This window comes from Pseudomonas sp. R62 (assembly GCF_000257605.1).
Classification (GTDB): Bacteria; Pseudomonadota; Gammaproteobacteria; order Pseudomonadales; family Pseudomonadaceae; genus Aquipseudomonas; species Aquipseudomonas atacamensis.
The window spans coordinates 1,621,875-1,643,597 of record NZ_JH635999.1; the positions used below are offsets into that span (position 1 = coordinate 1,621,875).

Consider the following 21,723-nt stretch of genomic DNA (forward strand, 5'->3'; position numbering starts at 1 on the left):
CGTCAAATATGGAGCGTCGCTGAGCCCGGTAAAACGCGCACAACGTGAAGACGCTTCTGCAAAAGAAGAACGCGTCGATCACGCAGCCGCCAAGCAAGCAAAAACCGATAGCGGTGACGATAGTCCTACTCCTGATCTTGAACACAAGTCGAAATCCGGCACCTACGCCGACTCCAAAAGCACAGAGCAACTGCGCGGCGGACGTTTCGCCAAAGTACAAATCGAAAACGGCGCAAAAGCCAGCTTCAATGTCTTTGGGGGTTTGCAAGCCGCCATTGAGCTTACCGGCGTATTGAACTGGGCACCGCCAAAAGAACTCGCCGCCTTACGCACCGCACCTTCAACGGGGATTGGCAGCGCTAAAGACGCGAAAAATGCAAATCCATGGTTGACGCTGGCCAAGTTGAGCGGTTCAGTTGGGGTGGCGTTTGGCGCGGGCTTTCAGGGAACGGCGCAGGTGTCTCTCGATAAGGGGCGTTTTATTTTGAACTTGAAAGCGGCTGTGGTACTTGGCCCAGGTGCAAATGGTAGCTTCAAGTTCGAAGTTGGTTATGAGGCAGTGGTTGACCTTGTCAACTTGTATCGTAGGGAGTTGCACAGAGCCAAAGGCAGAAAGGTGGAGTGGATGGAGACAGAAGCGGGACAGTTTGCATCGGCGCTGAACGCATTAGGAGCTGCTGGGCTTAGTGTGGAAATGTCTTACCTGATGGGTTGGAGTGTTGTCATGGACTTGTATGACGCGATGACCAGCGGAGGAAAAGGTGGTCCGATTGCTCATGCGATCATTGAATACCAGAATCCCGACGAACTAAAAGCTTGGGTAGTGGAAGCCACTCCCGCAGCACTAGGCCCCATTTTGATGACTCTTACGTCCAATCCTGAAGATTTTTCAATTGCAGCTACAGAGGTAAGCGAAACGTCTTCAGCATTTAGCAAGCAAGACTATCCAAAAGACAAGGCGCATTTAGCTCAGCAGTTGGCAATCGGGATAATCATCGACCACATTGTCACTAACGCAAAAGAAAAGAACGCACTAGAAGAGGCTCAGAAACAATTCGAACTGGCCTGTGCGAGCATGAATAAATTTGGTGTCGAACCTGTTGACATTGGCCAAAAATACTGTGAAAACCGGTATTTACTCGATAATTTCATGAGTGACCCCGTACTCAGCTTTACCGATCCGAGGGGAAATAAAGCAAGAGCACGCTATAAAGAAAACTCAAAGATTTTAGGCCAACGTATTGACGGCTCTTGCAAAATCGTAATGGGCGAAAACAATTATATTCCTAGAACATCTGTAAAATACTTACCCGCAGCGAGCGCAGAATTTTGAAAATTAAGTTCAATTTAATCCGAGCACCCTTCTATGCTTTTTTTCTTTTGATGTGTGCAACTGCGAATGCGGAACTCACCCCGCAACAACAGGAGGCAAAGCATAAAGGCATAGAACTATACAATCAATACAAAGCTATCTCTGCAATTGAACCACTAAAAAAAGCAGCCGAAGGCGGTGACGATGAAGCACTTTATTATCTCGGTGAAGCGCTAAGAAAAAACAACCGTCACATGACTCCGGAGGCTAAAAAAGCATACGAAAGCTCCGCAAAAAAGGGGAACATCTACGCCATGATTCGCCTTGGAAGGATTGGAGAAGATTTGTGTACGACCATGAATAACTGTCCTCCAGGTGAAGACTCTGCCAGTAGCTGGGTAATTAATGCTAAAAGCCTTGCAGTTGAGCGAGCAAAGCAGGGCGATAGCGAGTCGATGTACCTGCTATATGAAATGACGGGCAACGAGGAATGGCTGGAAAAATCTGCAGAGAATGGATTCGCATTTGCTCAGTTCCGTCTTGCGACGAAGTACCAAGAAGGGAATGGCTCATTTTTACTACCCTCAAGGCGCAACCAAGCTATCGAACGATGGATGAAGGCATCCGCTGAAAATGGTTATCCACTCGCAATGATGGGGTTAGCCGCGATCATGATAGAAAAAAATGATTTAGCCTCGTTCAGATTCTGGAACGAGAAAGCCGCCGACTCAAGCTATGTAGAAGGTGTATTTGGATATGCATCTTACATAGGTGAAGAAAACTCCAAGTACGGTTTCACGTTCGACCCAGTAAAGTCGTATGCTTTACTTTCAAATCTGCTGGAGCTTAATGGCGGAGGTAACGTAATACGAGATGTCAACGACACATTACCTGACATAGAAAAAAAGCTGTCAAAAGAGCAACTAGAAAAAGCAAAAGAACTCGCAAAAACGTGGAAGGCCACTCACCCACCGCTCTCGTTTTTTCCAGATAAGTTAGGGTACTGAAATTTAGCAGCACAGCCTTATAATTAATTTTTTTCGAGCACGTCAAAGCCCGTACCCTAATGATTCATATCGCAAACGACAAATGCCCGAGACAAGGAAAAAGCAACCGTAAATAACTCAGCTCATATTCACATCGGTTAACTCAGCCTTAACGCCACAATCAGAGACTCCATATCACCGCACACCCTCAGCTCTCCCCCGCTGACGCCCAGTGCGGCAGGCTCGTCCGGCTTCGTGCCGGGCGCCTATCCGTTACGCTGGAGTCCTCTCATGAACATTCGTCCCTTCCTGCTCACCGCCACCCTCGCCTGCTGCTCATACGCCGCACTGGCCCAAGCCAACGACACCTCCGCCACATCGAATCAAACACCCTACCAATACGGCATGCCACCACACGTGGCGAAGGTGCTTTTGCTAACCGAGCCGCCGACCCTGGAATGCAAAGTCATCACCGCCGACATGAAATACATCGACAACACCGGCAAGCCCGCACAAATCAGTTACAGGAAATTATCTGACGCATGCAGTCGGCAGAACTGACAGACGCTTCTGATTTTCCGGTTCGCCATAGGCGTGGAGTGGCTCCGGCGGGTATGCTCGGGGCCTACCCTACTGCCGCAAGGACTGGCCATGCAGTTGTCGTTCCGCACGTTGTCGAGCTTCACTTCAATCCTGTGTTTTTTTCTGGCACTGGTCTGGGGATTTTTTCCGGAGGTGTTGCTGGCGATCTGGAGTATTGGCTATTCGGAAGGCACTGGCGTAGTCGCAAGGCGCAGCGCGGTGCTGTTTGCGGCGTTGGGGGTGATGTTTTATTTGCTGCGCAATGCTCCGCCGTCAGCGGCACGCAGTGCGCTGAGCAATGGTTTTATCGTCGGCTGTTTCGGTTTGGCGGCGTTGGGTTTTGGCGAATGGCTCAATGGCCATGCCGGCCCCGGGATTTTGCTCGCGGTGCTGGTCGAGTTCGCGCTGGGCCTGGGTTTCGTGCAGGCCCGGCGCGTGACGGTCGAACTGGGTGAAACGGTGGGTTAAACGGCTCGAGAACGAGCGCTGGTTTGATGTGTCGTGGTTTGTTGCGCGAGGTCGGAACGCAGGCCAGCGACCAGGTTGTTGATTTCACGGCAGCTGTTCAGTCGGCTGGCGTCGATTCCACTGACGTAGAGATCGGCTTGGTCGGTCCGATGGTCGCCAAATACTTTGACGGACATCGACAAGTCGGGTGACAGCGTGCACTGGCAGCGTTTCGGCAGGAAGCTGCTTTCAATGATATTGCGTAATTCCAAGGCAGATAAAAACATGGCGAACCCTCTCCTTTCTGTGCGATTGCCAATCAAGTATTCACGCTGACCCTTTGCTGCGCCTTCACGGGTGTGCCCCCGCTGTTTCCTTGGTGCGGCAAATGGTGGTACTGCGAAATGCCCATTGGAGTGTAGGCGTCCAAATCCGGTGCGCCTCACCGGAAGAACGCATAAAACGTGCCTTTGATCGGTTCGTTTGGCGCCCTGCAAAATCAAGCACTTGGAAAGATGGCCAGTATCCTGCTATTTGCAAAATGCATGAACCGACCGCCCATCCACTGCAATCTGCAATCTCCGGCCGAATTTGCTTTCGAAGACCATGACGGCAAGAATGTCTCCCATTGCAATTCAACTCGCACGGAGGCTTCCATGAATTCCTTACGCATTTGCGCGATCACTGGGCTGTTAATCGCCAACCTTTCCACCCTCGCCCACGCCGCCAAGCTCGAAGACGTGGCGCCGTATCCCAAAGCCGAAGCCGGGTTTACCCGTCAGGTCATCCATCTGCCGAAACAAGAGCAGGAAGAGAATTTCCAGGTTGAAATTCTCGCTGGCAAAACTCTGGAGGTGGATTGCAACCGTCAACGTCTGGGCGGTGTGCTCGATGAAAAGAATCTGCAAGGCTGGGGCTATCCGTTCTATCGCTTGGAAAAGGTCATCGGCCCGATGAGCACGATGATGGCCTGCCCGCCCGGCAGTCAGAAAAAACGTGCTTTCGTTCCGGTCGTCGGCGACGGCTTCATGTTGCGTTACAACAGCAAATTGCCGGTTGTGGTGTACGCGCCGTCGGATGTCGAAGTGCGTTATCGCATCTGGTCGGCGTCGGACAAAGTCGGCACCGCCCTGCAGGAATAACCCGAGCGCTTGTTACGCCGGCACGCCGCAAGCAGCGGCGCGTTCGGCGACATGGCGCAGGCTGTCGAAGTTGATGTTGGCCCCGGAGTCGATGGCGACGAATGTCTGATCGCGAACCCCACTGCGCGCCACGTACTGCTTGATCCCCGCAACAGCCAGCGCACCTGAAGGTTCAGTGATCGAACGGGTATCGTCGTAGATATTCTTGATCGCGGCACAGAGTTCGTCATTGCTGACCGTGATCACCTCATCTACGCAGAAGCGGCATACCTCAAAGCCATACGCGCCGATCTGCGCCACCGCGACGCCATCGGCGAAGGTGCCGACGCTCGGTAGAACCACCCGCTCGTCCGCACTTAAAGCCGCTTGCAGGCACGCCGAATGTTCGGATTCGACGCCGATGATCCGCACTTCCGGGCGCAGGTATTTGACGTAGGCCGCGATACCGGCGATCAAACCTCCGCCCCCGACCGGGATGAAGATGGCGTCCAGGGCGCCTTGATGCTGGCGCAGGATTTCCATTGCCACGGTGCCTTGTCCGGCGATCACGTCAGGATCATCGAACGGTGAAACAAACGTGCATCCGGTCTGTTCGGCCAAGTGCAACGCATGGGCCAGAGCAAAGGGGAAACTCTCGCCATGCAGCAATGCGTCGGCACCGCGACTGCGCACGCCGAGCACCTTGAGCTCAGGGGTGGTAGACGGCATGACGATCGTCGCGCCGATGCCCAATTCCCGTGCCGCCAGCGCTACACCCTGCGCGTGATTACCCGCCGATGCAGTGATCACTCCCCGCGCTCGCTGCTCATCGCTCAGTTGCACGAGTTTGTTGTAAGCACCACGGATCTTGAAAGAGAACGTCGGTTGCAGATCTTCGCGCTTGAGCAGGACCCGATTGCCCAATGTTTCCGACAACGCTGGCGCAAGCTGCAACGGCGTGCGCACCGCAATGTCGTACACCGGCGCGGCCAGGATTTTCTTTACGTAGTGCTCAAGCAGGGCTTGCTGGTCGGGGCTGTGCGGCATGGTCGTCTCCTGACATTTTTCAGAACCCCGGAGACAGAAAGTAAAAACCCGCCTCTAGGGCGGGTTGGGTGCTGCAGTCGTAAGCTAGCCCGCCAAATGAGGAATGGCGGTAATAATGCTTGGCTGGCAGCGCGATACGGTGAAAGTCATGGGCTGGAAATTAGCCTGCCGGCGGATGACAAGTCAATGGCCCGCTGCAGAACTTTGAATCTTCCTAATGACTGAACAGTCACTGCAAAAGAGCACAACAACTTCCGCTCCAAGCCGATGAAAGTGGAGATTGACCATGAATATCCGCCAAGCGCTATTCGCCGTCCCGCTGCTGGTCGCCGCCCTGTCCAGCCCTGCTGTATTCGCTGTCGATGAAAGCGACGCCGTGAAAAAGCCCGAATGTCCGAAAGGCCAGGTGTGGGACAGTAAAACCCAGCAATGTGTGTTGCAGACCAGCGGCACAACGCAGCCCTGATATTCGTCATCCGGTTCAGGCCGTGGCCGGCAACCACAGCCTGAATCGCGCCCCACCCAGCGGCGAACTTTCAACCGTCAAGGTACCGCCCTGCGCTTCCAGCGCGCGGCGGCTGATCGCCAAACCAAGGCCGAATCCGCCGGTCGCGCGATCACGGCTGCGGTCGAGCCGATAGAATGGTTCAAAGATCCGCCCGCGCTCGTCGTCGGGAATGCCGATGCCATCATCATCGACCCATATCTCACACCCGCCGGCAATGACCTGCACGCCAATCTGAATGCGCTTTTCGCAATAGCGCATGGCATTGCGCAACAGGTTCTGGATGGCCCGAGCGGTCAGGCGCGGATCCAGCGCAAAGCGTTCGAGCTGACCGTGCAACAGAACGTCAATCACGATTTCCGGCGATTCCAGCTCCTCATCGACGCTGCCGAGAATGCTGTCGATGAACTCGTCGAGCGACACCTCGATGCGCTCGGGCGATTGCGCCGGGTTTTGCAAACGGCTGTAGGAGAGCAACTCCAGCACCAATTCATCCAGCTCACGAATGTGCGCGACCAAACTCTGCAAGCGCTCGCGGCTGGCGGCTGGCAAGTCTTCTGACAACGCCAGCGCCAGGCCGAAATCCAGACGCGTCAACGGCGTACGCAGTTCATGGGAAACGGCGTTAAGCAGATCACGTTGCTGGTTGAGCAGGTTTTCGATATCGCCGGCCATGGTGTCGAACACGTTGGCGAGACTGCCGATGTTCGAACTCGGGGCGATTCTGGTTCGTTCGCTCAAATGCCCCTTGCCGAAGCGTTCGGCAGTGCCCTTCAGACGTTCAAGATCGCGCCAGTGCGGGCGCAACCAGAGCAGCAGGCAGCCGAGCAACATGGCGCCGATCAGCACGTTGATGCTCCAGTACAACAGATCGACGTCGACCGGATCCGGCGGTACGACCATACGCACGGCCATGTCCGCATTCAGCGGAGTTACCGCCAATGTTCGCCAGCCCCAGTCGCCGATGCGCACCACGTTTTCACCACGGTGCAGACGTTCCTGCTCGATGGGAGTGAACACCGGGTCGTCGATTGGCGTCAGGACGATGTGCAGCGGCTGGAATTCCTTGTCCATCCCCGCTGCAATCTCCGGCCACTGCTCTTGCGGCGCGGCATGAAACTGCTTGGTGATCAGCGATTGCAGACCTCGGGAAAACTCCAGGTTGTAGGTGACGAAGCGATCCCGGAAGGCCATGACCACCAGATCCGGCACTAGATAGATCGCCGCACTATAGGAGACGATCGTCACCAGATACAGGCGAAACAGAATGCGAAACATCAGCTCAGCATTCCCATTCGGAGCGGCTGAACAGATAGCCCTTGCCCCACACAGTCTTGATCTTGCGCGCCTCGCCGGCGTGATCATCGAACTTGCGCCGCAGCTTGGAAATCGCCACGTCCACCGAGCGGTCAGTGCCATTGAACTCGATGCCGCGCAACCGCTGCAGAATCTGATCGCGACTCAGCACTTCGCCGGCGTGCCGGGCCAGCACCACCAGTAAATTGTATTCGCCGCTGGACAGCTCAACCGCTTGATCACGCCAGGTCACGGTGCGCTCGGACAGGTCAATGCACAGATTGCCCATGACGATCCGGTCATTAACCGCCAAAGGCTCGCCGAGGCTGCTGCGCCGCAACAAGGTACGCACCCGAGCCAGCAGCACCCGTGGCTCGCAGGGTTTGGTGACGTAATCGTCAGCGCCCATTTCCAGGCCCAGCACCTGATCATGGCTGTCATCGCGGGCCGTGAGCATGAGGATCGGCAGTGTCGCTGAATCGGCGCGCAGCAAGCGGCACACCTGCAAGCCGTCGAGGCCCGGGAGCATGAGGTCGAGGATCACCAGATCCGGCGGGCTGATCCGCGCCCGTTCGCGCACATGGTCGCCACGGCCGATGACGCTGACGGAGTAACCGTTACGCTCCAGGTAGCTGGAAATCAGTTCGGCGAGGGCGGTGTCGTCTTCGACCAAGAGGATGTTGGGCATGGGGTGTTCCAGAAAATGCTGGGGCGACAGTCAGGGCTCATTCGCTCGCACATTGAAATGCGATCTCCTGTGGGAGCGAGCCTGCTCGCGAAAGCGATCGAACTGTCGCAATAAATTTCAAGGCCTGCAGGATATACGCCCTCACCCGCCACGGAGCAAAACCCTTACACAATTTCACACAGCAGCTACAAAGCTTCACCGCTAACCTCCCCGTCTGGCCGTAGGATGCGGCCTTCAATATTGGGGGTTGTACATGTCTGGAAAACTGCTGGCCGGGCTCGGCCTGATCGCATTGGCGCTGACGCTGAGCGCTTGTGATTCATCCTCGAACGCCGAAGAGCAGACGCCGCCGGCCACGGTGCGCGTCGAGACGATCAAAACCCAGCCATTGTCGATCAGCAGCGAACTGAGCGGCCGCATCGCCGCGCCACGGATTGCCGAAGTGCGTGCGCGAGTGGCCGGCGTAGTGTTGCAACGCACCTACCGCGAAGGCAGTGACGTGAAAAAAGGCGATGTGCTGTTCCGCATCGACCCGGCACCTTTCAAGGCCGATCTGGACAGTGCCGAAGCCACGCTGCGCAAAGCCGAGGCCAACGCCTTTCAGGCGAAACTGCAAGAACAACGCTACGCCCAATTGATTGAAGACAAGGCCATCAGCGGTCAGGACTACGACAACGCCCGCGCCGCTGCCCGGCAAACGGCAGCTGATGTTGCCGCCAGCAAGGCAGCACTTGAACGGGCGAAACTCAACCTCGGCTATGCCACCGTCACCGCGCCGATTTCCGGACGTATCGGTCGCGCGTTGGTCACCGAGGGTGCGCTGGTCGGACAGAACGAAACCACGCCACTGGCGTTGATTCAGCAACTCAACCCGATCCATGCCGACCTGACCCAGTCGACTCGCGAGCTCAACGAACTGCGTCGAGCATTTCGTTCCGGACAGTTGAAGGAAATCGGTCAGGATCAGGTCAAGGCCACGCTGATTCAGGATGACGGCAGCCTGTACCCGCTGCCGGGCAAGCTGCTGTTCAGCGACATCACAGTTGACCCGGGCACCGGCCAGATCATCCTGCGCAGCGAGTTTCCCAACCCGGATCTCGACCTGCTGCCGGGCAGCTTCATCCGCGTACGCCTTGAGCAGGCAACCATCCAGAACGGCATCACCGTACCGCAACGCGCGGTGCAGCGTGACAGTGCCGGCATTGCCCAGGTGCTGACTGTCGATGAACAGATGCGCGTGGCGCAGCAACCGGTGCAACTGGGTGCGGTGCAGAACAATCGCTGGATCGTCACCGGCGGCCTGAAGCCCGGCGACCGTGTTGTCATCGAAGGCCTGCAACACGCCCGTCCCGGGGAAAAGGTGCAGATCGACGAAACCCCTCTTCCACTTGCCCAGACCACTGGTCAGTAAGCAGGACGCTCTTATATGCCGCAGTTCTTTATCGATCGCCCGGTGTTCGCCTGGGTGGTCGCCCTGTTCATCCTGTTGGCCGGTGCGCTGGCCATTCCGCAGTTGCCGGTCGCGCAATACCCCGACGTCGCACCGCCGCAGATCGAAATCTATGCCGTCTACCCAGGCGCCTCGGCGCAGACCGTCGATGAGAGCGTGGTCAGCCTGATCGAGGAAGAACTCAACGGCGCCGATCACCTGCTCTATTTCGAATCGCAGAGTAGCCTCGGCAGCGCGACGATCAAAGCCACGTTCCAACCGGGCACCAACCCCGAGCTGGCGCAGGTCGATGTGCAAAACCGCCTCAAGGTCGTCGAGTCGCGCCTGCCGCAAGCGGTCAATCAGCAAGGTTTGCAGGTGGAGAAAGTCTCTTCCGGTTTCCTCTTGCTCATCACTTTGACCTCCAGCGACGGCAAGCTCGATGACGTGGCGCTAAGTGATTATCTGGCGCGCAACGTGATGAACGAGATCAAGCGCCTGGACGGTGTCGGCAAGGCGCAGTTGTACGGCGCCGAACGGGCCATGCGCATCTGGATCGATCCGCAGAAACTCATCGCCTTCAACCTGACGCCGGCGGATGTCAACGAAGCCATCGTCGCGCAGAACGCCCAGGTTTCGGCGGGTAGCATCGGTGATCTGCCGTCACCATCGACGCAGGAAATCACCGCGACAATTCTGGTCAAAGGCCAATTGTCGACGCCGCAGGAGTTCGCCGACATCGTGCTCAAGGCCAACCGCGACGGCTCCACGGTGCGCATCGGTGATGTCGCGCGCGTCGAAATCGGCAGCCAGGAATATCAGTTCGGCACTCGCCTGAACGGCAAACCGTCCACTGCCGTCGGCGTGCAGCTCTCTCCCGGCGCCAACGCGCTGAACACCGCGACGCTGGTGCGGGCGAAGATGGACGAACTGGCGCGCTATTTCCCGGCCGGCGTGGAGTACAAGATTCCGTACGACACCTCGCCCTTCGTCAAAGTCTCGATCACCAAAGTGATCTACACCCTTGGCGAAGCGATGCTGCTGGTGTTTGCGGTGATGTTCCTGTTCCTGCAGAACGTGCGCTACACGCTGATCCCGACGCTGGTGGTGCCTGTGGCGCTGATGGGCACGTTCGCGACCATGCTGGCGCTGGGCTTCTCGATCAACGTGCTGACCATGTTCGGCATGGTGCTGGCCATCGGCATTCTGGTGGACGACGCCATCGTCGTGGTGGAAAACGTCGAGCGCATCATGGCCAGCGAGGGCCTGTCGCCCAAGGAAGCTACGCGCAAGGCGATGACGCAGATCACCGGGGCGATCATCGGCATAACGCTGGTGTTGGTCGCGGTGTTTATTCCGATGGCGTTCATGCAGGGTTCGGTCGGGGTGATCTACCAACAGTTCTCGCTGTCCATGGCCACGTCGATTCTGTTCTCGGCGTTTCTCGCCCTGACGTTGACGCCGGCATTGTGCGCTACCTTGCTCAAGCCTGTCGGCAAGGGCGAGCATCACGAGAAATCCGGATTCTTTGGCTGGTTCAATCGTCGTTTCGAGCAACTGACCGATCGCTATCAGGGTTGGGTCGGCTATGCGCTCAAGCGCACTGGTCGCTACCTGGTGATCTACGTAGTCCTGTTGATTGGACTTGGGTTCTGTTTTGCGCGCCTGCCTTCATCGTTTCTGCCTACAGAAGATCAGGGCTACACCATTACCGATATCCAGCTGCCGCCGGGCGCGACCAAGAATCGCACCGTGCAAGTAGCCGAACAGCTCGAAGCGCACAACGCCGGTGAGCCGGGGATCAGTGACAGTGTCGTGATCCTGGGTTTCAGCTTCTCCGGTAGCGGCCAGAATGCGGCGCTGGCGTTTTCGACGCTCAAGGATTGGTCTGAACGTGGCGGAGACGATTCCGCCAGTTCCATCGCCGACCGCGCCAACGTTGCCCTGAGCCAGATAAAGGATGCCATGGCGTTCTCGGTGCTGCCGCCGCCGGTGGATGGCCTCGGTACTTCCAGCGGTTTCGAGTTCCGATTGCAGGATCGCGCAGGCCTCGGTCACGCGACGCTGATGCAGGCGCGCACCGAACTTCTGGCCGCCGCCGAGAAAAGTCCGGTGCTTATGAACGTGCGCGAAAGTGCTCTGGCCGAAGCGCCGCAAGTGCAGTTGGTTGTAGACCGCAAGAAGGCCAATGCCCTGGGTGTATCGTTTGCCGAAATCGGCAGCGTGCTGTCCACTGCGGTGGGTTCCAGCTACATCAACGATTTCCCGAATCAGGGCCGCATGCAGCGCGTCGTCGTGCAAGCCGAAGGCGACCAGCGCAGCCAAGTGGACGACTTGCTGAAAATGCACGTGCGCAACAACGCCGGGAACATGGTGCCGCTGTCGGCATTCGTCCGGGCGAACTGGATTCAAGGTCCTGCGCAGTTGACCCGGTACAACGGTTATCCAGCGATCGCGATTTCAGGCGAACCGTCACCGGGTCATAGCACCGGCGAAGCCATGGCGGAAGTCGAGCGTCTGGTCGCGCAGGGGCCGAAGGGTCTGGGCCAGGAATGGACTGGTCTCTCGTTGCAGGAACGTTTGTCAGGCAATCAGGCGCCGATCCTGCTCGGCTTGTCGCTGCTGGTGGTGTTCCTGTGCCTGGCGGCGCTGTACGAGAGCTGGTCGATCCCGACTTCGGTGTTGCTGGTGGTACCGCTGGGTGTGCTCGGCGCGGTGCTGGCGGTGACGTTGCGCGGGATGCCCAATGATGTGTTCTTCAAGGTTGGACTGATCACCATCATTGGTCTGTCGGCGAAGAACGCGATCCTGATCATCGAGTTCGCCAAGAGCTTGTATGACGAAGGTCACGATCTGATCGATGCGACGTTGCAGGCCGCGCGTTTGCGTCTGCGGCCGATCGTGATGACATCGCTGGCGTTCATTCTCGGTGTGGTGCCGTTGGCCATCGCCACTGGTGCCAGTTCGGCAAGTCAGCAGGCGATCGGCACTGGCGTGATCGGCGGGATGATCACCGCTACGCTGGCAGTCATCTTCGTCCCCGTGTTCTTCGTCGTCGTCATGAAGCTAGTACAACGATTCACCAAATGACACTGATCTAATTGTAGGAGCTGCCGAAGGCTGCGATCTTTTGACTTTGCTTTTAGAAGATCAAAAGATCGCAGCCTTCGGCAGCTCTTACAAAAGCCGGATCGCCTGCGCTATGGTGCGCTGACAGTTCACCAACGTGAGTCACCATGCGCTTCCTCGCCCGTACGCACCCTCGCCTTTCCGGCGCCGCCCTGTTCGGCCTCGCAACGGGTCTGCTGGTCCCGGCCGATTCCATCGTCAGCAAAATCCTCATTGGCTGGAACGTCGGTGTCTGGACTTACCTGGTTCTGATGTTCTGGCTGACCATACGCGCCAAGGCCCCGTATGTGCGTCGCATCGCCGAGATCGAGGATGAAAACGCCGGACTGGTGCTTTTCGTCGTGTGCATCGCCGCGCTGGCAAGCCTGGCCACCATCACATTTGAACTGGCGGGCAGCAAAGATCTGGATAACACACACAAATTGATGCACTACGGCTTCACAGCGCTGACGGTGATCGGCTCATGGCTGCTGATTGGGGTGATCTTTTGCGTGCACTACGCGAGGTTGTTTTACACCTGGAACGGCAAGGAGCCGGCACTGCATTTTGCTGAAGGACTGACCACCCCCAATTATTGGGATTTTCTGTACTTCTCGTTCACCATCGGCGTGGCTGTGCAGACTTCGGATGTAGGTGTTGCGACACGGGATATTCGAAAGATTGTGCTGGCGCAGTCGTTGATCGGTTTCGTGTTCAATACAGCGATCCTCGGGTTCTCGATCAATATTGCAGCAGGGTTGTTCGGCTGAAAAACACGGCATGTTCCTGCTGCTCAAAGCTCACAAAAAAGTGCGCCTGTAAACTGTCAACACTGACAGTTTACAGGCGCACTGCATTCAGGCTTCCATACAACATCCAGAAGTAGGACGGGTCAGTCTTTGGATGTCCCCAACCATATCGTATGGAGATATAACTCATGAGCTATACAGCCCGAGCCTACAGGACGATCTTGCCGGATACAGCGCAGACCTTTTTGTCAGCCACGATCAACGGCGATGCCAATCCACGCTACAGGTTTGTCAAAGTCCCTCAGTTTATGGAGTTTCGATCTACCTCTGTGCCTTCCTTCGGGCCTAAGCCCTACCCGGAAGGCTTGCGTTACGTTTTGACAGCTGGACACACCAAGGATGGTGTGACGCGTACGCTTGAGTTTGTGTTCCCTTTCAAACCCCAATCGTTGAGCTATGACCTGTCCAAAGATAGCGATGATGTCAGAAGCACCTACTATTCCAATCCCGCGACGGGCGACCTGCATGTCTCTGTGAGCGGGAGCCTGACATTGAAATATGACGACATTGAAAAAACACTGAGAGGCACTTGGTCCGGCACATATGACCATGGTGGAGAGAATGGCACCGAAGAGTTCCCGATTGCTGGGGAATTTGTCGTTGACGCCGACCTGAGCAAAAGAAAAAGCACTTACTGACTACGGAAAAAAGGAAGCTGCGAGGCTTCCTTTTTTTTATGCTGATGCAATCAGAAACTGAAGCTCAGCCCGACACTCCCTCCCAGCTCCTGGTCAGCTTTGCTGCCCCTGCTGGTTCCTAGCTCGCCATATACCTGCCATTTGTTATTGGCCGGAACCCAGTTGAGGCCACCGGTCAGCTCGAGGTTGGTGCTGGACAAGTCGTTGTTGAATCCAGTGTCATTGACGCTGACACGGTTGTTGTTAACGAATTCATGACTTACCGCCGCGTGCAGCCTGGGTTGCAGTTTGCCGCCATTGTTCAGCACCACCTCGCGGCCAACTGTCATTCCGACCTTGCCGAGCAATGAGCGGGTCTCGTTGCTGTCTACCTGCAGCCCATTGTCCAGCTGATAATCTTTGCCTTTTACCGTCGCTACACCAAACTGGGCAGAGGGCTCGATGAAATAGCCTCGATTCAAGACTATATGCTTGCCCACTTCGACGGTCCCACTGATCCCGAGATTATCGAAGTCACCCTTTGTTCGAGTGTCATCGCTCAATGTGACTTTGACGTCATTACTGAAACGGTTGATTTTGCCAACGGTATCCACGTAGTACCCGGTCATTTCGTCGTACCACGACAGATACATCCCGCCATAGGTGCTATTGATCGTGCCCGCGCTGCCGCGGGCCAGGTCAAGGCGAGTGGTGCTGTATCCACCAAAAACCCCAATCAACCATTGGCCATCACCCATCGGTAGTGGCGTATCCACCCCCAACGAGACGCCAGTCTGATTTTGTTTGTAACCATCGCCATAGGCATTCTTGACGTTGTACTGATTGGCATGAGTCCGTATCCACAGGCCGGTGGTCGCGTTCTGATTATCTGAGTCCAATGCAGCAATCGATTGCGATCGGGGCTGAGTGCCGGCCATGCGACGGTCGCCGAGGCGGGTATTGAGAGTGGTCATTTCCGAATAGATAACCGTAGGAGCGGTACCGGCAATCGCCAACGCCGTTTGCGTACCTGTGCTCGGCGTTGTCCCATCAGTTCGCAGGAAAATACCTTCGCCTTCTCGCACCAGTTTGTACGCCAAAGCACCACGATCAACCTGACCGTTTCTCAGATCGAACTCAGCATCCCCGCCAGCGATGTTAGCCACTTGAACCGGTGCACCGGTGACAGGTTCGCTGGCGCTTGCACCGACTACCAGCTCGTGCCGGCCACTGGCTGATTCCGTGACATTGAGAAAGTCCGTTTCACCGGTGGACACGTCAGCATCCAAAAAAAACCGGCCGTTGCCTGACAAGTTGGCAACGTCCAGGCGGACGAACTCGGCGGGCGTGCCGAATCTCACGTTCCCGCCCTGCATTTCGAGATTCGATAACGAATTGTTGCCAACCAGGTTCCATTCAGCGCCACGCCCGATGGACATAGCGCTGACGCCAGTAACCGAACCGTGCAGGATCGAGTCGTTGTCCAGCATCACGACGCCAGACCCGGAGCCCTGAATGTCACCGGTGAGTATGCTTCGGGTATCGAGCGAAACAGAATCGACGTTGATCAAATTGCCGTCGAGGCTGGCATTGTTTTGCAAGAAAACCGCGGCGGTCCCGCCGTCAGCAACCGCTACATTGCCGGTCAACTGGCTGTCGTCGATTTGAAAGCGCGCTGCTGCGCCATCAATGACCTCGACGATATTACCGTTGCCGCCGATCAGATTCGAACGGTTAGCTATCTCGATCAATACCGGTTGATCGTCTGGCGTTGCAAAATCGACTTTGATCGCTGCGCCGGTGCGGCCCTGCACGGTTGAACCATCAATCTTCAGTACACTCTGTGCGGTGACATCGCTCGGGTTAAGGACAGTATCCTCGCCAAAGATGATCCCATCCAGTTCTCCGATGACCTCGCTGGCTGCACTGATGTTGACGTTGCCGCCGTAAAGTTCGAGGCCAACACTATCTGCGTCGGTCCCTTCAACCCGGCTGTCCACCAGATTCAAGGTACTGAGGGATGTTATCGCTGCGCCCGAGAAACCTCCTGTCAGCGTACTGCCAGTGACGGTCGCTGTTGAACCAACGGGTACGTTCAGGTCGCGCGTAAGCGACATTGCTCTGCCATCGCTGGACAGCGTACTGCCGGACACCACTGCCGAGCTGTCGGTCAAGCTCAGCGCAGTGTCGAAATTGCTACCGGTCACCCTCGCCCCATCCAGAGTTACGAGGGCGTTTGAGGCTTCAATCTGGGCAGTGTTGGCGGAAATCGCATTCAACGTTCCACCGCCGACCACAATGTTAAGCGCGTCACCACCATTGAGGTTAAGCGTGGCAGTGGCAGGGATAAACCAGGCTTCTGGCGTAGCACCGACGGATACGGTTTCGACTTCACCAAGATTGAGATTCCGGGAAAAGGCCGTCTCGGATATCGCGATCAGTAATGCTGCACAAGAGAGCGTGCCAGTGAGTTTCAAAACTGTCGGTCCCAAGCTATTTTCAAACGTCATATACACTTCTCGTTGAGGTTAATCGGGACGGAAGAAGGACGGTTCAGACGTACATATTCCATCAGACGACCTTTGTAGGCGACGCCGGAGAATACCTGCTAGTCCGGACTTTCTCTGTAGGACTAATCCTCTTAGTAGGTGGGCTTAATCGCCAACTCGCGACATTTCGAGATGTTTCTTACTTCTCCAATTAAATTGCATTGCCTGAAGAGGCTGGCTCTTCCGGCAATGCAATGATCGCGAATGCCATTTATGAAGCAGGCGCAGGATCCCAGCCCGGTTCCGACTCGCAGTACAGGAAGTCACCATTGAGCAAGTAAACGACCATTTCCTGAACTTCTGACGTCGTTACAGTTGGCGTCGAGTACCAGATTTTCACATAGCCCGCATAAAAATCGTTTCGATCAGGAGGGGTAGCAGGAGGACGAGGAAGATTACGAATAAAAGGCACATATGGCACCTCCCAAAGCATCCCGTCCTTTAGCTCCTGCAAAGTGATCGCACGTGTATCACTAAACACGGTATCAGCCGGCGCATCTACTGTATAAGCATCGTCATGCCAACCTTGCCAATTGAATGTGATGTCCATTCCATCGGTGAAATGATCATTGGGCTTGATCAAGAACGTCGCAACGTGATCCTCCCCCGCCAAGCTCTCGCAGATAATGTTTGGGTACTCGGTGCCATCGGTCGGTGGACGCTGGAACTCTGGCTTATCAAGAACAATAACTACTGTATTGACATTCACTGTCTCTTTTGCCGAATCCTGGCTATTGTTTCGAGCGGGGTTTTCATATGTCCACCAAGCCTCTTTAGGCCCAATACCACCCGGACCGACAACGCTATATGGCAGATCTATCTGAACGACCGTATTGATATTCGATACATCCATTGCTATTGAATTAACAATGATTTCGCCTTGATCACCGAGATACTTCAGAGTGACCAGATCGCCTGCTTCGGGTTCAGGGAATGTCGTTCCGGCGGTGACAGGCGATACATCGATGTGAGCCTTGGCTGTCTGATCGACATCATGAGGGCCCAGCACGTTATCCGTAACAGGTGCCTGTCCGCGAACGATCAATTTGCGGAATTCTGGATTTACCTCAGGGGGGGGGTCGTCGGGTCAACCGTGTAAGGCGGATACGTCGAGAAATCTGTTTTTACAGTTATGGTTCCACTGTCGATCGATAAACCGCCACGCATCAAGTCAGCTTTGATGACCACGTCCAACTCAAAATTCGTACCCGTCTGGTTATCGAAGTACTCCTTGCTCAGACTCGACCAAGGAATAGTAAACTCCAGCTCCGTGAGTGCATTGAATTGGAGATCCTGGGCCGGTTGAGCGCCGTACGTCAGGCTCACTCCGTCGGTGCCGATTGTATCTGCCAACCGGCTGACTTTTACCTTCACACCTGCACGCGCATCGTTTAGATCAATCAGACCATCTTCGTTTGCCGGGACGGTAATGACCCCCAGTTTAGGCAATGGCAAAAAACGTACGTTTTTGAAATACACACCCCATGCGCTCGGGTTGCCAGCAACGTCAGTGATGATGAACCAGATGAACGCTCTGCCGCTCGTTACCTTGCGAAGCTCCGCGGTCGGGATCGACAGCTTGCCATCGATAGGCATCGTTCCGTTGAAAAAAGGGGGCACCTGCGGAGGATTGGTACGTACGCCTCCCACGTACAGGGTCAACGTGTCATCGGGCTGAGCGTTGGCGTAGCCTGTATCAATTTCTACCTGCAATCCCCCTTCGTTACCTGGCTGATTCGCCCAGGTGTCATCCAGATCGCCCGGGGCATTGGGAAACGTGGCTGGCGGAACTGTTCTGGCGCCTGGAACCTGCCCTGGATTTGTCCCTGTTTGTGCAGGTTTCGCTTGCCAGGCACCGGTACGGTCGATGAAAAACTGCATCACAACACCGGTCAGCGGGTTGAGCCCCCGCTCAAACAGCACGCTACGAACCCAGATCGGCGTCGGTCCGTCCGGGGTCGCATTCTCACCCAGATATTCAGTGGGCACTGTGATCGGAAAATCTACAGGGCGGGTGCCCACGTCACCGAGCCTTACCCGGGGCAGCCGCGTGAAGTCTGTCGGCAACGGATTGGACGGGGGTTGAGTTCGCGTAACCTCAAGAGCAATCTGATCACCGTTATGGGGGTTCAACCACACATTGGTCTTGACCATAAGTGTCAGCGGGCCGCCCACAGGTATCGCAGCTATCGGAATAATGTCCTTGTTTGTACCGCGCCCGTCTGGCAATTCGGGGGTGGGTGCGGCAAGAATGCCTGCTTGGGTACTCGACTCCGCTGTTTGAATGCTTGTCATGTGCCTTCTCCATTGCGTAGAAAATGTTTTTTGATCCATGCATCTTCGACAATGGCGAACGTCGCCAACTGCTGTCTTAATATCGCTACCCTGTTGCGCCCTGATCACTTCATCCAACTTGAATCCGAGCAATACTTGCTTTCGCCCGGAATTTTCCTGTCTACCTTCACCAGCCCGGTAAACGAGCGAAAGATGGGTACACCGTTGCGCAATAGCTGGTAATTCACTATGGCCGAATCGTTTTCCTCCATGGGTGCTATATGTGAATCGAATGGCTTGATTACTATCTTGACCGGCTCCTTGGTTACAACATCTGTCACAACCTCAGTAAAGTTAAACACCTGTGTCAAAGGGTTTCCCGACCCGTTTAAAGAATCCCATGCCTGCCAATCGAGGCTGAGGACATCCGTAAGCTGAAACAAGTCATCGAAAGGAATTTCGATACGTACCCCTTCCCAGATAAACAAGGCTTCCGGATCTTCGGGATGGTTCTTGTAACAGCCGATATAACCCCAATCATCCGCATCGGGAAAAATAACCTCTTTCAAACGTTGCGGCGGCTTAACTATTGCAAAAGTCAGGCGTCGTGAAGGCGACGTAGTAGGGTTGATCGAACGTACTGTGTAAAAAAGCTCAAACGTAGCCAAATCCGGAAGTTTCTCGGGAGCCACTGGAATACGAAACTCCGGCGCATCATCCGCGGCCCCATATTCGGCAAATGCGATGTAATCAGGGTTACCGACGATGAAAATCTCAACACGGTCTTTACGCACGCCTGAAACAGGAAAGTTCGGCCAGCGGTCAATAATACAAACGATGCCCACCTGTTTTGCGTCCGGCGGCAATGTTCCGGCGGGGTCAAGCGGATCGACGCCTTCCACTCTAGGCAAGCTCAGAAGCACACCGGGATTCAAGGGATTGCTGGAAGTTATTGGCGTTTCGATAGGCATGGAATTTCTCACTGGCGGGTCATCTTGGCCTGAAAGAAATTAAGCGCTGGTATTGGAAAGATTCCTACTGTCAGATCTGACAGGTAAGCCGACCGTTTGTCGGAAACCAATTTTTGCCGTGACGAATTCTGCTGCATTTGGAGGTTGACGGCTTGAGGTCAGATGGTGTCTTCTGAAACCGGTTTCAGCGGTATTGGTGCCGTCAGACCGCTATATTCAAAAACAAGGTCTAACCCATTGAATGACTTCTCCGCCGCACAGCGCAGCCGCGTGACCATGCTCGATGTCGCCGAGCGCGCCGGCGTGTCCAAGGCCAGCGTCTCACGTTTCATCGGCGATGACCGCGCCCTGCTCTCCGATGCCATAGCCCGGCGCATCGAGCAGGCGATTGATGAACTCGGCTACCGCCCCAACCAAATGGCCCGTGGCCTGAAACGCGGGCGTACGCGCCTGATCGGCATGCTTGTCGCCGATATCCGTAACCCTTATTCGATTGCCGTGATGCACGGGGTGGAAACCGCCTGCCGGGCGCACGGCTACAGCCTGGTGGTGTGCAACACAGACCGCGATGACGAGCAGGAGCGCCAGCATCTGGCGCTGTTGCGCTCGTACAACATCGAAGGGCTGATCGTGAACACGCTGGGCCATCACCGGGACGAACTGCACCAACTGCGCCGCGAGATGCCGCTGGTGCTGGTGGATCGCAAGGTCGACGGGCTCGACAGCGACATGGTCGGGTTGAACAACTCGCAAGCAGTAGAGATGGCGCTCGCGCATCTCGAACAACGCGGATATCGGGATCTTTTGCTGGTCACCGAACCGTATGACGGCACCAGCTCGCGGATCGAGCGGGTCAGCAGTTTTCAGGCGCAGATTACTCAGCGCGCGACCCTGACTGGGGCGGTGCTGGAAACCGGTGATGATCTGAACGCGCAACTTCAAAGCTTTTTAAACACACCCGGTGACGGCCCGAAAGCGCTGTTTTGCGCCAATGGCGTCGCGGCGCTTGCGGCAACGCATGCGCTGCGCGCGCTGGGCGTGCGTTTGTTTAAAGACGTCGGATTGATTGCTCTGGATGATCTGGACTGGTATCCGCTGGTGGGCACCGGAATTACCGCGCTGGCGCAGCCGACGCAAGAGATAGGCGCGCGAGCGTTTGAGTGTCTGCTCAAGCGCTTGCGCGGGGATGATGAGGTGGCGCGGATGGTGGATTTTGCGCCGGCGCTGATTGAACGGGGTTCGACCCGAGGGATTGGCGGCGTCTGATCTGGCGGTTTCGCGAGCAGGCTCGCTCCCACAGGTGACCGCGTTCCAGGTGTGGGAGCGAGCCTGCTCGCGAAGGCGCCCGGAAGGACACCACAGAACCATCTGATATTTTTTTGAACAAAAATGAAACCGGTTTCAGAGGTCAATAACAATGAATAAACCAGCCGTTTCCATCAGTCTGTCCAGCTACGGTGCCGAGCTCGTGCGCCAGCGTGGGCAGGATTGTTTTATCGACATCCTCGCGGCAGCCGGGGCGAATCGCATCGAGTGGCGTGAAGAGCTGCTGACCCGTGAAGACCCGGCGCAACTCGCTCAGGCTACCCAGGCGCAGGGCTTGCAAAGCATTTATTCCTCACCCGCAGAACTGTGGCTGGCCGGGCAAGCGCAGCCGAATCCCGAATTGATTACCGCGCTGCAACAGGCCCAGGCGTTCGGTTCGAAATGGCTGAAAGTTTCGCTTGGCTATTTCACTGACAACTCTGATTTGCAGGCACTGGCCGAGCGACTCAAACACAGCCCGGTACAACTGCTGGTAGAGAACGATCAAACTCTGCACGGCGGGCGCATCGAGCCGTTCCAGCGTTTCTTCGCCGCCGTCGAGCAGCACAACCTGCCGATCAAGATGACCTTCGACATTGGAAACTGGCGCTGGCAGGACCAGTCTGCCGCCAGCGCCGCACGCGCGCTCGGCCGTCACGTCGGTTATGTGCATTGCA

General features: G+C 56.0%; 18 protein-coding genes and 2 pseudogenes. 12 read left to right on the forward strand and 8 right to left on the reverse strand.

Features of this window, described 5'->3' with window-relative positions:
• The 4 genes and pseudogenes from OQK_RS29570 to OQK_RS25270 all read left to right on the forward strand — a co-directional run.
• Positions 1–1,333 (forward strand): annotated as a pseudogene (locus OQK_RS29570) (LysM peptidoglycan-binding domain-containing protein); the annotation flags it as partial.
• Entirely contained in the window at positions 1,330–2,319 is a 990-nt protein-coding gene (locus OQK_RS25260; protein ID WP_016774882.1) for a tetratricopeptide repeat protein, read from the forward strand. The pseudogene OQK_RS29570 and the gene OQK_RS25260, both read left to right, overlap by 4 nt.
• A gap of 270 nt (positions 2,320–2,589) precedes the next feature.
• Positions 2,590–2,859 carry a DUF2790 domain-containing protein gene (locus tag OQK_RS25265; protein ID WP_016774883.1) on the forward strand — a complete coding sequence of 90 codons (270 nt, stop codon included), beginning with the start codon at positions 2,590–2,592 and terminating at the stop codon, positions 2,857–2,859.
• A 90-nt stretch (positions 2,860–2,949) separates the two neighbouring features.
• Positions 2,950–3,348, forward strand: a complete 399-nt coding sequence (locus OQK_RS25270; protein WP_016774884.1) for a hypothetical protein — start codon at positions 2,950–2,952, stop codon at positions 3,346–3,348.
• Here OQK_RS25270 and OQK_RS25275 read toward each other — a convergent pair.
• The gene (locus OQK_RS25275) at positions 3,345–3,614 is read right to left on the reverse strand and encodes a DUF1652 domain-containing protein (protein WP_016774885.1); all 270 of its coding nucleotides are present in this window, start codon (positions 3,612–3,614) and stop codon (positions 3,345–3,347) included. The two genes, OQK_RS25270 and OQK_RS25275, sit on opposite strands and share 4 nt — an antisense overlap.
• Positions 3,615–3,983: 369 nt before the next feature.
• Between OQK_RS25275 and eco the strand changes: the two genes are divergently transcribed.
• Complete coding sequence (gene eco, locus OQK_RS25280) at positions 3,984–4,469, forward strand: serine protease inhibitor ecotin (protein WP_016774886.1); 486 nt, start codon at positions 3,984–3,986, stop codon at positions 4,467–4,469.
• A gap of 36 nt (positions 4,470–4,505) precedes the next feature.
• Here eco and ilvA read toward each other — a convergent pair.
• Positions 4,506–5,495, reverse strand: a pseudogene (ilvA, locus tag OQK_RS25285) (threonine ammonia-lyase, biosynthetic); the annotation flags it as partial.
• A 286-nt stretch (positions 5,496–5,781) separates the two neighbouring features.
• Here ilvA and OQK_RS25290 point away from each other — a divergent pair.
• On the forward strand, positions 5,782–5,961 hold the full coding sequence (locus OQK_RS25290; RefSeq protein ID WP_016774888.1) for a hypothetical protein: 180 nt from the start codon (positions 5,782–5,784) through the stop codon (positions 5,959–5,961).
• Between the two features lie 15 nt (positions 5,962–5,976).
• Here OQK_RS25290 and OQK_RS25295 read toward each other — a convergent pair whose 3' ends face one another.
• Positions 5,977–7,278 carry an ATP-binding protein gene (locus tag OQK_RS25295; RefSeq protein ID WP_016774889.1) on the reverse strand — a complete coding sequence of 434 codons (1,302 nt, stop codon included), beginning with the start codon at positions 7,276–7,278 and terminating at the stop codon, positions 5,977–5,979.
• Between the two features lie 4 nt (positions 7,279–7,282).
• Entirely contained in the window at positions 7,283–7,984 is a 702-nt protein-coding gene (locus OQK_RS25300; RefSeq protein WP_016774890.1) for a response regulator transcription factor, read from the reverse strand.
• Positions 7,985–8,237: 253 nt separating this feature from the next.
• Between OQK_RS25300 and OQK_RS25305 the strand changes: the two genes are divergently transcribed.
• The 4 genes from OQK_RS25305 (at position 8,238) to OQK_RS25320 (ending at position 13,968) form a co-directional block, all read left to right on the forward strand.
• The gene (locus tag OQK_RS25305; RefSeq protein WP_016774891.1) at positions 8,238–9,395 is read left to right on the forward strand and encodes an efflux RND transporter periplasmic adaptor subunit; all 1,158 of its coding nucleotides are present in this window, start codon (positions 8,238–8,240) and stop codon (positions 9,393–9,395) included.
• A gap of 15 nt (positions 9,396–9,410) precedes the next feature.
• Positions 9,411–12,503, forward strand: coding sequence for an efflux RND transporter permease subunit (locus OQK_RS25310; RefSeq protein WP_016774892.1), 3,093 nt, complete (start codon positions 9,411–9,413; stop codon positions 12,501–12,503).
• Positions 12,504–12,649: 146 nt separating this feature from the next.
• Positions 12,650–13,291: a DUF1345 domain-containing protein gene (locus tag OQK_RS25315; protein ID WP_016774893.1), complete on the forward strand. Its 642-nt coding sequence runs from the start codon at positions 12,650–12,652 to the stop codon at positions 13,289–13,291.
• Positions 13,292–13,458: 167 nt separating this feature from the next.
• Positions 13,459–13,968, forward strand: coding sequence for a hypothetical protein (locus tag OQK_RS25320; RefSeq protein WP_016774894.1), 510 nt, complete (start codon positions 13,459–13,461; stop codon positions 13,966–13,968).
• Positions 13,969–14,018: 50 nt separating this feature from the next.
• Here OQK_RS25320 and OQK_RS25325 read toward each other — a convergent pair whose 3' ends face one another.
• From OQK_RS25325 to OQK_RS25335, 4 genes are all read right to left on the reverse strand, one after another.
• The gene (locus tag OQK_RS25325) at positions 14,019–16,457 is read right to left on the reverse strand and encodes an autotransporter outer membrane beta-barrel domain-containing protein (protein WP_038861753.1); all 2,439 of its coding nucleotides are present in this window, start codon (positions 16,455–16,457) and stop codon (positions 14,019–14,021) included.
• Positions 16,458–16,707: 250 nt separating this feature from the next.
• The gene (locus OQK_RS31740) at positions 16,708–17,541 is read right to left on the reverse strand and encodes a hypothetical protein (protein ID WP_016774896.1); all 834 of its coding nucleotides are present in this window, start codon (positions 17,539–17,541) and stop codon (positions 16,708–16,710) included.
• Between the two features lie 17 nt (positions 17,542–17,558).
• The gene (locus tag OQK_RS31745) at positions 17,559–18,791 is read right to left on the reverse strand and encodes a hypothetical protein (RefSeq protein ID WP_016774897.1); all 1,233 of its coding nucleotides are present in this window, start codon (positions 18,789–18,791) and stop codon (positions 17,559–17,561) included.
• 104 nt (positions 18,792–18,895) lie between these two features.
• A complete protein-coding gene (locus OQK_RS25335; RefSeq protein ID WP_016774898.1) occupies positions 18,896–19,741 on the reverse strand; it encodes a hypothetical protein in 846 nt (281 codons plus the stop codon).
• Between the two features lie 237 nt (positions 19,742–19,978).
• Between OQK_RS25335 and OQK_RS25340 the strand changes: the two genes are divergently transcribed.
• Both OQK_RS25340 and OQK_RS25345 read left to right on the forward strand, forming a co-directional pair.
• Positions 19,979–21,007, forward strand: coding sequence for a LacI family DNA-binding transcriptional regulator (locus OQK_RS25340; RefSeq protein WP_016774899.1), 1,029 nt, complete (start codon positions 19,979–19,981; stop codon positions 21,005–21,007).
• 151 nt (positions 21,008–21,158) lie between these two features.
• Positions 21,159–21,723: sugar phosphate isomerase/epimerase family protein (locus tag OQK_RS25345; RefSeq protein ID WP_016774900.1), on the forward strand; the 565-nt coding region annotated here is incomplete at its 3' end.